This is a genomic window from Luteimonas sp. A611, assembly GCF_054072715.1.
The window spans coordinates 870547-882670 of sequence record NZ_JBSVRP010000001.1; the positions used below are offsets into that span (position 1 = coordinate 870547).

A 12124-nucleotide genomic window follows, 5' to 3' on the forward strand; every position below is an offset into this window, starting at 1 on the left:
TCATTCGGGGCGATGCCTGCGCAGGTCGCGGATCAAGGGGCATGGGTCTGCAGCAGCGCTGCGCGGAGCGTAACGCCAGGCTTCGAAACGCGCGGTGAGCGAGAGCAGGGTTTCGCCCTTGCCCGGTCGCGCGGCGGCCACGCGCCTGGCCCACTGCAGCGCCGGCTCGTGTGGCGCACGCGCCAGCCCAAGTTTCGCGTAGCGTGCGCCCAGCCGTCGCCAGGCGGCCAGCACGACATCGCCGCTGCGCTCGGCGCGCGCGGTCAGCCACAGCATCCAGGCCAGCGCCAGGCCCGCGCATACGGCGAACAGGGCAACCAGTCCGCGCGTGCCGGTCTCGCCCATGCCCAGCGGCCGCAGCATCGCCATCTGCCGGCTGGCGTCGAAGCCCAGCACCAGGTCGTTCCAGCCGCGGCGCAGCCAGTCGCCGACATCGAGCATCGGCAGCACGCCGGGCAGGGCGCCGAAGCCGCCGGCGTTGGCGCGGTCGTCGATGGTGTCGTAGATGCGTTCGGGCGCGACCGCGGCGGTCGGATCCACCCGCACCCAGCCGCGGTCTTGCAGCCAGACCTCCGCCCAGGCATGGGCATCCTGGTTGCGCACGATCCAGTAGCCGCCGAACGGATTGCGGTAGCCGCCGGCGTAGCCGGTCACCACCCGCGACGGAATGCCGGCTGCGCGCATCAGGATCACGAACGCCGAACTGTAGTGTTCGCAGAAGCCTTCCTTCCATTCGAACAGGAACTCGTCGGCGCTGTGGCGACCGGGCAGGGGCGTGGCCAGCGTGTAGCCGAATTCGGCGCGGATCATCGCCATCGCACGTTCGACGATGGCGGCGTCGGCGGACGGGCCGAGCTCGCCCCGCCACTGCTGCGCAAGCGCGACGGTGCGCGGGTTGAAGCCGGCCGGCAGGCGCAGCGCGGCCTCCCGCACGAACGGATACAGCTGCGTTTCGAAGCTGCGCGGCGGCGCGGCGTCCATGCGCCAGCGCGTCACCGAACTCATCGGCAGCCGCGACTCCAACGTGTAATCCCACGCCAGCCGCGCGCCCGCCGGCACGGCATCGGGCAGCTCCAGCGCGACCAGGGTGCGGCGGTCGGTGGGTTCCAGCACCATCTCGTAGTGCCAGCGTCCGTCGACCCGCGCGGTTGCGGGCACTGGCAGCCCTTCCAGCCGCCGCGCGCGGGTCCATGTGCGCCCGTCGTAGTCCATCAGCACCGGGCCACGCCAGTACATCTGCGACTGCTGGGGAACCGGTCCGCTGAAGCTGACGCGCAGCGCGGGCCGGTCGTCGTTCATCATGTCCAGCCATTCGCCCGGCGCCATCTCGTCGGACAGGCCCGGACGCGCCAGCGCGCGCTCGGGCACGCCCCACAGCGGCGCACCCAGGCGCGGGAACAGCCAGAACCCCGCCAGCGCCAGCGGCAGCCCGATCAACAGCAGCCGGCCCACCGTGGCCAGGCGCGCGCGCGGCGCCAGCCGGGTCGCAGCGCCCGATTCGTGCTCCGACAGCTGCGCCAGCGCGGCCAGCGCGATGAGCACGCCGGCCAGCCCCAGCAGCAGCGACAGCGGCCCCTGGTCGAGCAGGAAGGTCGAGAACGGCGCGAACAGCGCAAAGCCGACCAGGCTGCGCGCGTCACGCAGGGAGGCCAGCTCGCCCGGCTTGATCGCGAGCATCGCCGCGAGCAGGGCGCAGGCCGTGTCGCGTCCCAGGCTGAAGCGCGACATCGACAGCACCATGCCGACCAGGCACAGCGCCAGCAGCACGCGGATCCAGGTCGGCAGCGGACGCCTTCGCGAAGCCAGAACCACCAGCAGTCCGACGCCGGCGCAGCCCAGCGCCAGGGTCGCCGGCAGCTGCAGCAGCAGCGGCAGCAGGCAGGCGGCCGCGGCGGCCAGCGCCCAGCGGCGGCTGCCGCGTTCGAGCGGCGCGCGCTCAGCCCGCCGCACCGGAGCCTCCCTCCCGCGGCAGCAGGGCCAGGGCACGCAGGCAGGCGTGCCGATGCGCGGCACCATGGCCCGGCCCCAGTACGGACTGGCCAGGCAGGTGCAGACGGTAGCGCCGCGATTCGCGCTCGGCCTCGTCGACCCAGCGCGCGAGCCGGCGGATGCGGTCCTCGTGGCGCAGCGCGTGCAGCGCCTGCCAGTCGAGCACGATGTCGGCGCCGAGCGGCTGTTCGAACTCGCGCACCAGCAGCGCGTCGCGCCGGGCCGAGGCTTTCCACGCCACCCCGCGCAGGCTGTCGCCGCGCCGCCACTCGCGCAGGTGGTGGACGTCGTCGCCGCTGGGCGTCAGGCGCGATTGCGCGTGTTCGCCTTCGCCGGTGGGCAGCGGTGGCCCGGCCGCTTCGGGCGCGGGATAGACCAGCAGCGGCGTATCCGCCCAGGCATAGGCCCAGGCGCGCGCCAGGCCCAGCGGCCGCGTGGTGGAGATGCGAAGCCGGCCGGGGTCGAGCCAGCCGCGGGTGGCGGTGGCTAGCGCCAGGTCGGCTTCGCCGGTGCCATCGTCCAGCGACAGCGTCGCGGCATGGCCTGCGCATTCCACGCGCAGGCCATGCCGCTCGCGTCCAGCCTCCGCGCGGGCGTGTATGCGCAGCTGCAGCGGCGAGCCGGCAGACACCGGCTCGGCGCCGATCACGTGGATCTCCAACCCACCCAGCTGCAGCTGTGCCTGCAGCAGGCTGGCGATGCCTGCGCCTGCCAGCAGCATGCACAGCAGCAGGGCCGGGTTGTTGTTGTAGTTGAGCGCGCCCGCGCCCATCACCAGCAGCAGCACGCCGAAGAACAGTCCGAAGCGCGTCGGCAGGACATAGATGCGGTGGCGGTCGAAGCGCACCGGCAGTGAAGCCGGCGTGCGCCTGCGCGTCCAGGCGTCGAAGCGTGCGTCCAGCCGCTGCCGGAGCTGCCGCAGCATCACGGCGCCGCGCGAACGGTCGCGGGCATGTGGCCAGCCGGCGCGGATGCGGGGATCGGAGTGACCGGAGCGGCAGTCATGGCACGGGCCGCATCAGTCCACCGGCACGTCCTGCAGGATCGACGTCGCCAGCGCGGCGCCGTCGCCCCCTGCCTCGATCTCCGGCACCAGCCGGTGCGCGGCCACCGCGCCAAACAGCGCCTGCACGTCGGCCGGGGTCGTGCTGGTCCGGCCCTGCAGCAGCGCGTAGGCGCGGGCCGCGCGTAGCAGGGCGATGCCGGCACGCGGCGACAGACCCACGCGCACGCCGGGCGCGTGACGGCTGCGCGCCAGCAGGGCCTGCACGTAGTTGACCAGCGCCTCGCTGGCGTGCACGGCGGTCACCGCCTGGCGCAGGCGCGTCACGTCGTCGCCGCCGAGCATCGGCGTGGCGCGCGCGATCAGCCCGCGCCGGTCTTCGCCGGCCAGCAGTGCGCGCTCGGCGGTTTCGTCCGGATAGCCCAGCGACAGACGCAACAGGAAGCGGTCGAGCTGCGAGTCGGGCAGGGGATAGGTACCCGACAGGTCCACCGGGTTCTGCGTGGCGATCACGAAGAACGGTTCGGGCAGCCGGTGGGTGGTGCCGTCCACGGTTACCTGGTGCTCGCCCATCGCTTCGAGCAGCGCGCTTTGCGTACGCGGCGGGGCGCGGTTGATCTCGTCCGCGAGCAGGACGTTGGCGAACACCGGCCCGGGATGGAATTCGAAGCGCCGCGCCTGCGCATCGAAGATCGATACGCCCACGATGTCGGACGGCAGCAGGTCGGAGGTGAACTGCACGCGCTGGAAACCAAGCCCCAGGGTCGCGGCGAGCGCGTGCGCCAGCGTGGTCTTGCCCAGGCCGGGCAGGTCCTCGATCAGCAGGTGGCCGTCGCACAGCAGCGCGACGAACGCCAGCTGCACTTCGCGCGCCTTGCCCAGCACCAGGCGATTGACCTGGTCCTGCGCGGCCGTCAACGCCTCTTGATCGCGGTCGGTTAGCATGGCCGGTTCATGGATGGCGGCGGACACGACGCTCTCCGTAATGATCAATTTCCAGTGTACGGGGTTGCGGCGGATGCGGGAACGGAACGGTCAGCGAACAGCGTTCATCGCGCTGTGGACGGGCGTGGTGCTGGCCAAGCTGCTGGTGGCCGCGCGCCTGCCGCTGTTCGTGGACGAAGCCTTCTACTGGCAGGAAGGGCAGCACCTGGCCTGGGCCTATTCCGACCTGCCCGGGCTGACCGCGTGGACGATCCGACTCGGCGCCGAGCTGTTCGGCGACAGCGTGCTCGCCGCGCGCTCGCTGTTCGTCATGATTTCCGCCGCGCTGCCATGGCTGGTGGTGCGTATCACGATGCGCGAGTCCGGGCCACGCCATGCCTGGATCGCCGGCTGTGGCGCGCTGGTCCTGCCGCTGTTCGGTAGCCTCGGGGTGATGGCGCTGCCGGACGTGCTGATGGCGCTGGCGACCCTGCTCTGCCTCGATGCGCTGACCCGGATGCTGCGCGAGGTCAGCTACGGCAGCGCGGTGCAGCTCGCGGCCGGCCTGGCGATCGGTGCGCTGAGCCACTACCGCTTCATCGCCGCGATCGGCGCAGGTGTGGTCGCGCTGCTGCTGATCGCGCGCGGCCGCGCGCTGCTGCGCGATCCACGGGTGATCATCGCCGTCGCGTTCGGCGCCGCAGCGTGGATGCCGCTGCTGGCCTGGAACATCGAAAACGCCGAGGCCGGCCTGCGCTTCCAGCTGGTCGACCGCCACCCCTGGGCGCTGCACCGCGACGGCATCGACTTCATCCCGATCCAGGCGGCCTTCGTCACGCCACTGCTGCTGGTGGCGCTGCTGGTGGCGGCCTGGCGCTTCCGTCGCCACGACAACGATGCGCTGCGGCTGCTGGCGCTGTCGGGCGGGATCGTGGTGCTGGGATTCTTCATCCTCGGTTTCTTCGCCGACACCGAGCGCGTGAGCTTCCACTGGCCGCTGCCGGGCTATGTCGCGCTGCTGCCGCTGCTGCCGCTGGTACTCGCGTCGTGGCCGCGCTGGCTGCGCACGCTGACCTGGGGCGTCGCGGTGGCCGGCATGCTGGCGATGCTCGGCTACTACGCTGCCGTCTCGGATCCCGCGCTGCGCGAGCGCAGTGCGGAGACCAAATGGTATCCGCAGAACTTCTCCGGCTGGGACGAGCTCGCTGCCGCCGTGCGCACCAAGCGGGCGGCCATGCCTGCCGGCACGCGCCTGATCGCAGACAACTTCAAGGTCGGCGCCGAGCTCGGCTTCGCGCTGGGCGACCCCGCCATCCCCGTGCTGCCGCATGCGCTCAACCGCGGCCACGGGCGCGCGCCGCAGCTGCAGCTGTGGGGGCTTGAAGTCGGCGCACAGGGCGCCGGCGACCGCCCGGCGCTGCTGGTCGTGTCGCCCAGCGACGTGAAACTCAGCGAACTGCTTGGTCACTACCAGGCGCTGTGCGAGCGCTTCGGGACCCTGCCTGCGCCGCAGGTCGTCCACGCCGATGGCGGCGGCAGGCGGTTCCTGCTGTTCGCGCTCGAGGACGGAACGCCGGATGCGTCGTCGCCCTGCGTGCCGCCGGCCATCGCCTATCTCAACGCGCCGCAGGCCGGGACGCGGGTGCCGGCCGTGTTCGAAGCCAGCGGCTGGGCGATCAAGGACGTTGCGGGCGTGGAGCGCGTGTCGCTGACGCTCGATGGCCGCGTGGTGGCCGAAGCCGAGTACGGGCTGCCCGACGACTGGCCGCAGCGCTTCTATGGCGACCGCTCGAAGGACCCGTCGCTGCCTCACGTGGGCTTCCGCGCGCAGGTCGATGCGGGCGACCTGCGCCCGGGCCGCTATTGGCTGGGCCTGGAAGTGGAGGGCAAGGACGGCAGCGTGGAGCGGTTCGCCGGCCAGCCGGTCGAACTTGTCGGGGAATGATGCGCGACGCGTGCCGCATGGGCAGGGGGGTGGGATGACGACGGTTCCGCTGCGCACATGGTTTGCGTTCGCCACCCTTGCCCTGCTGCTGCTTGTGGCCACGATGGCCTGGCACCTGCCGATGATGCTCTGGGACCACATCGACCTGGTGCCGATGTACGAGGCCTGGCGCGACGGAACGCTCGCATCCTCGGCGTTCTGGCGGATCCACGACGGCAGCCACCTGCACGTGTCCGGATACGCCGTGCTCCTGCTCACCACCGCTGCCTCGGGCGGGCAGCCGTGGCTGGATTGCCTGGCAAGTGTCTGCCTGCTGGTGCTGCAGGCCTGGATCCTCATGCGCATCGCCGGTGCGGCTCCAGTAGGCAGGATCGGCGGGATCTGGCTGCTGGCGTTGCTGTGGCTGGCGCTCAACCCGGGCCATCTGGTCAACCTGCAGTGGGGCTGGCAGGTGGCGGTGTTCATCAGCACGCTGGGCGCGGTTGCCACCATCGCGCTGCTGACGCGGCCCGGGCTGTCTGCGATCGGCAACCTGCTGGCGGTGCTGCTGGCCTCGCTGGGCGTGCTCGGGTTTTCGACCACGCTTGCGGTGTTCCCGATCGCGCTCGGCCTGCTGGCCCTGCATCCGGGCCTGTCGCGTGCGCAGCGTGTGTTGTTCGCGCTGCCGTGGCTGCTCGCGGGCGGGGCTCTGCTGGGCTGGGTCTGGGCGGGGCGGGGCGCCGCCGCCGGTGCGCCCGGGCTTGGCACCTTGTTGATGTACGTCCTCAATTACCTTGGCGCCGGTGTGTCGCGGCTGGCGACCACGGCCGCGCCGGTATGGGCCGCGGTCGCGCTGGCGACCGCGGTCTGGGCGGCGGCCAGGCGCTGGCAGCCCGCGCTGCTGCCGTGGCTGGCGCTGATGCTGTTCGGCATCGGCTGTGCGCTGTTGACCGCGCTCGGGCGCGCGGCCGAGTACGGCGCCGAGCACGCGTTCGTGACCCGATACGTCAGCTTCTCGTCGTTGTTCTGGTTCGGCTGGATCGGACTGATGCTGGTGGCCTGGCGCGACGTCCAGCCCGCGTGGCGGCGCTGGGTGCGACCGCTGCTGTCGGTGTTGCTGGTGTTCCTGCTGGGCAACGGCATCCACATGGCCAAGCAGGCCCGGGAGCTGCACGTGCGCGCCGAAGGCTACGCGGCGCATATCCGCGCAAGCTGGCCCGACGTGGATGCCGGCGTGATGGAAGCGGCCTATGGCTGGCGCGCCGAAGCGGCGCACGGGTATCTGGGGGTGCTGCGTGCGCGCGGCTTTGCGCCGTTCGATCGTGCGTCGCAGCCGGCCGGCACCGGCGTGGGCTCAGGGCAGGACGAAGCCGGCCGCGCGCAGTAGTCGCGCCGTTGCGATCAGCGGCAGGCCGACCAGCGCGGTCGGGTCGTGCGACTCGATCGCCTCGAACAGGGTGATTCCCAGGCCCTCGCAGCGGAAGCTGCCGGCGCAGTCCCAGGGCTGCTCGGCATCGACATAGCGGGCGATGGCGTCATCGGCCAGCGGGCGGAAGCGCACCAGGGTGGTGTCCAGCGCCTGCCCGGTCGCGGCGCCGGGGCCGGCCACCGCCACCGCCACCGCGGTCAGGAACACCACGTCCCGCCCCGACATTCCCTGCAGCTGCGCGATCGCGGCCTCGCGTGACCCCGGCTTGCCCAGCGGCCGACCGTCGCAGCTGGCCACCTGGTCGGAGCCGATCACCACCGCCTGCGGCTGCTGCCGGGCTACCGCCTCGGCCTTGGCGACGGCCAGGCGCAGCGCCAGCGAGGCCGGCGGTTCGCCCGCCCGAGGCGTCTCGTCGACCTCCGGGCGCGCGGCCTCGAACGGCAGGCGCAGCCGTTCCAGCAGCTGCGCGCGATAGCGCGAGGTCGAGGCAAGCACGAGTGGGAACGGATGCGGCACGAAGGTCGCCTAGTGGAGTGGGGCGCGTGCGCGTTCGATCTGCAGCAGCTGCGCGTCGATGCTGCTGCGTGCGGCCTCGATCGATTCGCGCACGCTGTGGAGCTGCTCCAGGGAGGCCGACTGCCCGTGCAGCTGCAGCCACAGCCGCTGCCGCAGCATTTCCTGCATCGCCTCGCGCACCGGGTTGTGCTCGTCGCCGGCAATGGCCTCGATCTCCAAGCGCGCGGTGCGCAGCCGGTCCTCCAGGGCATCGGCTGCGTCGAGCAGCTCCGCCATGGCGCGGTTGCGTTGTCCGCCGCGGCGGCGCAGCCATGCCGCCAGGCCGGCCGTCACCGCAACGACCAGCACGGAAAGGGCAATAACGGTCACAATGCAGCTCCCCAAAGTGGACGGCAGTCTGACCGCCGCCGCGCTGCCGGGCAAATTCCCCTGCCGGCACAACGGCTTGCCTTCCCCATTCGGGTTTGACAGGGGCGGATCCGACCTTTAAAATCCTACAGCTTATGTCTGCGGAACTGCCCGAAATCCTGGACGCCTGGCGGATGGTTGCCGCGCGGCGGGAGTTCAAGGGGAGCGTCGCGCTGGCGTCGCTGCCTAGGCTGCGCGATGCGCTGACGGATGCGGAGGGCGATGTTTCATTCGCACTCGGCTTCGACAGCGACGCGATGCAGGTGCCGTATCTGGAGCTGAGGATCGAGGCTGAGCTGCCGCTGCAATGCCAGCGCAGCCTGCAGCGGTTCCTGTTCCCGGTGCTGATCGAGCAGCGGCTGGGGCTGATCAGGGACGAGGACGAGGACGCCGGTCTGCCCGAAGGCTACGAGCCGCTGCTGGTCGCGGCCGACGGCATGCTGCGGACGCTGGACCTGGTGGAGGACGAACTGATCCTCGCCCTGCCGCTGATCCCGGTGAAGCCGGGCTCCGAGGCGGTCGAGCGCGACTGGCCGGTGTCCGCGGAAGAAGAGGTGCGTGCCAATCCGTTCGCCGGGCTGGCCGCGCTGAAGAAGAAAGAATAAGCGGTTGGCGCCCCGGCGCTGCCGCACTGGCAACAAACGAATCGTTCCTGGAGCAATCCCATGGCTGTGCAGAAATCCCGCGTCACCCCGTCCCGTCGTGGCATGCGTCGTTCCCACGACGCGCTCACGGCCAAGCAGCTGGCCACCGACCCGACCTCGGGCGAGACCCACCTGCGCCACCACATCACCGCCAACGGCTACTACCGCGGCAAGCAGGTGATCCAGCCGAAGACGAAGGCCGTCGAGGAAGATTGACCCGCTCCCGGGCCCGCACGCGGGCCTGGTGACCTCGGCTCGTCACCCGCGCCCGCGCCCTGCGGCATCCCGCGGCGCGGGCCGCCCCGTTTCGACCCGAGGGCCGTCCACGAGATGAGCAGCAGCGCGCGGATCTATTCACGTATCGCCGGTACCGGCAGCTACCTCCCCAGCAAGGTGCTGACCAACGACGACCTGTCGAAGATCGTCGACACCAGCGACGAGTGGATCGCCTCGCGCACCGGCATCCGTGAGCGCCATATCGCCGCCGAAGGCGAAACCACCGTGGACCTGTCGTACCACGCGTCGGTGCGCGCGCTCGAGGCTGCCGGCTGCAGCGCCGACGAACTCGACCTGATCATCGTCGGCACCACCACGCCAGACCTGATCTTCCCGTCCTCGGCCTGCCTGCTGCAGGAACGTCTGGGCGTGGCCGGCTGCGGCGCGTTCGACGTCAACGCCGCCTGTTCGGGCTTCCTCTACGCGCTCTCGATCGCCGACAAGTTCATCAAGTCGGGCGATGCCAAGACCGTGCTCGTGGTCGGCGCCGAAACCCTGACCCGCATGGTCGACTGGACCGAACGCACCACCTGCGTGCTGTTCGGCGACGGCGCCGGCGCGGTCGTACTCAAGGCCGATGCCGACACCGGCATCCTCAGCACCCACCTGCATGCCGACGGCAGCAAGAAGGAGCTGCTGTGGAATCCGGTGGGCGTGTCGGTGGGCTTCGAGGAGAATGCGAAGAACGCCGGCGTGCGCATCCAGATGTCGGGCAGCGACGTGTTCAAGTACGCGGTCAAGGCAATGGATTCGGTGGTCGAGGAAACGCTGGAAGCCAACGGGCTGGACCGCCATGACATCGACTGGCTGATCCCGCACCAGGCCAACCTGCGCATCATCGAGGCCACCGCCAAGCGGTTGGACATGCCGATGGAGCGCGTCGTGGTCACGGTCGACAGGCACGGCAATACCTCCTCGGCCTCGGTACCGCTGGCGCTGGACGAAGCCGTGCGCTCGGGCAAGGTGCAGCGCGGCCAGCTGCTGTTGCTCGAAGCCTTCGGCGGCGGCTTCACCTGGGGCTCGGCGCTGCTGCGCTACTGAGCACGTAGCTGTCGCGGCCCACGCCGCGCGGCATACGGCCCGGTACAGACGACGCGATGGCTTTGCCCGTATCATCCCGCCCTGTTTTCACCCCGGATGTTGGCGTGACCGATCCGAAACTCGCGTTCGTGTTTCCCGGGCAGGGCTCGCAGTCGGTGGGCATGCTTGCGGAACTTTCCGAACGTCATCCCGTCGTGCGCGACACCTTTGCCGAAGCCTCGCAGGGTGCGAGCGTCGACCTGTGGGCGTTGGCACAGGACGGCCCCGAGGAGCAACTCAACCGCACCGAGTTCACCCAGCCGGCGCTGCTTGCCGCGGGCGTTGCGGTGTGGCGTGCGTGGCTGGCTGCGGGCGGCGCGCAGCCGGCACTGCTGGCTGGCCACAGCCTTGGCGAATACGCGGCGCTGGTCGCTGCCGGCGCGCTGTCCCTCGAAGACGGCGCGCGTCTGGTGCGCGTGCGCGGCCAGCTGATGCAGGACGCGGCACCGGCCGGCACCGGCGCGATGGCCGCGGTGATCGGCGCCGAGGACGCACTGGTGGAGGAGGTCTGCCGCGAGGCCTCGCGGGACGGCGTGGTGGTGCCGGCCAACTACAATTCGCCCGGCCAGATCGTCATTGGCGGGCACGCGGCCGCGGTCGACCGCGCGCTGGCGCTGCTGTCCGAACGCGGCGTGCGCAAGGTGGTGAAGCTCGCCGTCAGCGTGCCCTCGCACACGCCGCTGATGCGCGATGCGGCCAATCGCCTGTCGGAAGTGATGGCGGGCCTGTCCTGGAGCGCGCCGTCGATCCCGGTGGTGCAGAACGTCGATGCCGAGGTGCACGACGGCGCACACGCGATCCGCGACGCGCTGGCGCGCCAGCTGTACCTGCCGGTGCAGTGGACCGGCTGCGTGCAGGCGCTGACCGCGAAGGGCGCGACGCGTATCGCCGAGTGCGGCCCGGGCAAGGTGCTGGCCGGACTGGCCAGGCGCATCGACAAGGGCATCGACATGCGCACGCTCGGCACGCCAGGCGACCTCGACGCTGCGCTGGAAGGTTTGAAAGGCTGACCAGCCACGGATTTACGCGGATCACGCGGATTGGAAAGCGCGCGACGCTGCGGCTGATCCGTGTCCACCCGCGAAATCCGCGGCAGAATGCTCCAGTTTGAGACAGGCAGGAACAAGATGACCCAGGAACTCAAAGGCGAAATAGCGCTGGTGACCGGCGCCAGCCGCGGCATCGGTGCCGCGATCGCCGACACGCTGGCCGCGCAGGGCGCGACCGTGATCGGTACCGCGACCTCGGAGCCGGGTGCCAAGGCGATCGGCGATCGGCTCTCCGCGCACGGCGGCCATGGCCGCGTGCTGGATGTGTCCGTGCCGGGCCAGGTCGAGGCGCTGATCGATACCATCGGCAAGGAGATCGGCCCGCTGTCGATCCTGGTCAACAATGCCGGCATCACCCGCGACGGCCTGCTGATGCGCATGGGCGACGAGGACTGGCAGGCGATCCTGGATACCAACCTCACCAGTGTCTACCGGTCCTCCAAGGCCGCGATGCGCGGCATGATGAAGGCGCGCAAGGGCCGCATCATCAACATCGCCTCGGTGGTCGGCGTCACCGGCAATGCCGGCCAGACCAACTACGCCGCGGCCAAGGCTGGCGTCATCGCCTTCAGCAAGTCGCTGGCCAAGGAGATCGGTTCGCGCGGCGTGACCGTGAACGTGGTCGCGCCGGGTTTCATCGAGACCGACATGACCGCCGCGCTTCCCGAGGAAGTAAAGAAGGGCCTGGTGAGCCAGATCGCGCTCGCGCGCCTGGGCCAGGCCTCCGACATCGCCAATGCGGTGGCCTTCCTCGCCGCCCCCGGCGCCGGCTACATCACCGGTGAAACCATCCACGTCAACGGCGGCATGTACATGCCCTGATGCACCCTGTCTTCCGGGGAGCACCGCGGCCCGCCGCGATGCTTTCCTAAGTTGCCGTTT

The 12124-nt window shown here is 70.8% G+C and carries 12 protein-coding genes; 7 read left to right on the forward strand and 5 right to left on the reverse strand.

Features of this window, described 5'->3' with window-relative positions; all coding sequences use genetic code 11:
- The 3 genes from ACW5EG_RS03845 to ACW5EG_RS03855 all read right to left on the reverse strand — a co-directional run bounded on the left by ACW5EG_RS03845 (nucleotide 1) and on the right by ACW5EG_RS03855 (nucleotide 3964).
- Nucleotides 1–1950, reverse strand: coding sequence for a transglutaminase TgpA family protein (locus tag ACW5EG_RS03845; protein WP_457017440.1), 1950 nt, complete (start codon nucleotides 1948–1950; stop codon nucleotides 1–3).
- Nucleotides 1937–2914: a DUF58 domain-containing protein gene (locus tag ACW5EG_RS03850; RefSeq protein ID WP_457017441.1), complete on the reverse strand. Its 978-nt coding sequence runs from the start codon at nucleotides 2912–2914 to the stop codon at nucleotides 1937–1939. Before ACW5EG_RS03850 ends, ACW5EG_RS03845 begins: the two co-directional genes overlap by 14 nt.
- A 93-nt stretch (nucleotides 2915–3007) precedes the next feature.
- Nucleotides 3008–3964 (reverse strand): AAA family ATPase, encoded by a 957-nt coding sequence (locus tag ACW5EG_RS03855; protein WP_457020879.1) that lies wholly within the window; start codon nucleotides 3962–3964, stop codon nucleotides 3008–3010.
- A gap of 46 nt (nucleotides 3965–4010) precedes the next feature.
- Here ACW5EG_RS03855 and ACW5EG_RS03860 point away from each other — a divergent pair, with 46 nt between their 5' ends.
- Both ACW5EG_RS03860 and ACW5EG_RS03865 read left to right on the forward strand, forming a co-directional pair.
- The gene (locus ACW5EG_RS03860; protein ID WP_457020880.1) at nucleotides 4011–5861 is read left to right on the forward strand and encodes an ArnT family glycosyltransferase; all 1851 of its coding nucleotides are present in this window, start codon (nucleotides 4011–4013) and stop codon (nucleotides 5859–5861) included.
- 34 nt (nucleotides 5862–5895) lie between these two features.
- The gene (locus tag ACW5EG_RS03865) at nucleotides 5896–7227 is read left to right on the forward strand and encodes a hypothetical protein (protein ID WP_457017444.1); all 1332 of its coding nucleotides are present in this window, start codon (nucleotides 5896–5898) and stop codon (nucleotides 7225–7227) included.
- Here ACW5EG_RS03865 and ACW5EG_RS03870 read toward each other — a convergent pair.
- Together ACW5EG_RS03870 and ACW5EG_RS03875 are read right to left on the reverse strand one after the other, a co-directional pair.
- Nucleotides 7195–7785, reverse strand: coding sequence for a Maf family protein (locus tag ACW5EG_RS03870; protein ID WP_457017445.1), 591 nt, complete (start codon nucleotides 7783–7785; stop codon nucleotides 7195–7197). The genes ACW5EG_RS03865 and ACW5EG_RS03870 overlap by 33 nt on opposite strands.
- A 9-nt stretch (nucleotides 7786–7794) precedes the next feature.
- Nucleotides 7795–8154: a hypothetical protein gene (locus ACW5EG_RS03875; RefSeq protein ID WP_457017446.1), complete on the reverse strand. Its 360-nt coding sequence runs from the start codon at nucleotides 8152–8154 to the stop codon at nucleotides 7795–7797.
- A gap of 134 nt (nucleotides 8155–8288) precedes the next feature.
- Here ACW5EG_RS03875 and ACW5EG_RS03880 point away from each other — a divergent pair, with 134 nt between their 5' ends.
- The 5 genes from ACW5EG_RS03880 (at nucleotide 8289) to fabG (ending at nucleotide 12064) form a co-directional block, all read left to right on the forward strand.
- Complete coding sequence (locus ACW5EG_RS03880; protein WP_457017447.1) at nucleotides 8289–8798, forward strand: YceD family protein; 510 nt, start codon at nucleotides 8289–8291, stop codon at nucleotides 8796–8798.
- A gap of 60 nt (nucleotides 8799–8858) precedes the next feature.
- Nucleotides 8859–9053: a 50S ribosomal protein L32 gene (rpmF, locus tag ACW5EG_RS03885; RefSeq protein ID WP_457017448.1), complete on the forward strand. Its 195-nt coding sequence runs from the start codon at nucleotides 8859–8861 to the stop codon at nucleotides 9051–9053.
- A gap of 114 nt (nucleotides 9054–9167) precedes the next feature.
- Complete coding sequence (locus ACW5EG_RS03890; protein ID WP_457017449.1) at nucleotides 9168–10154, forward strand: beta-ketoacyl-ACP synthase III; 987 nt, start codon at nucleotides 9168–9170, stop codon at nucleotides 10152–10154.
- A gap of 104 nt (nucleotides 10155–10258) precedes the next feature.
- A complete protein-coding gene (gene fabD, locus ACW5EG_RS03895; RefSeq protein WP_457017450.1) occupies nucleotides 10259–11203 on the forward strand; it encodes an ACP S-malonyltransferase in 945 nt (314 codons plus the stop codon).
- A gap of 117 nt (nucleotides 11204–11320) precedes the next feature.
- The gene (gene fabG / locus ACW5EG_RS03900) at nucleotides 11321–12064 is read left to right on the forward strand and encodes a 3-oxoacyl-ACP reductase FabG (RefSeq protein WP_457017451.1); all 744 of its coding nucleotides are present in this window, start codon (nucleotides 11321–11323) and stop codon (nucleotides 12062–12064) included.
- Nucleotides 12065–12124: the final 60 nt, after the last annotated feature.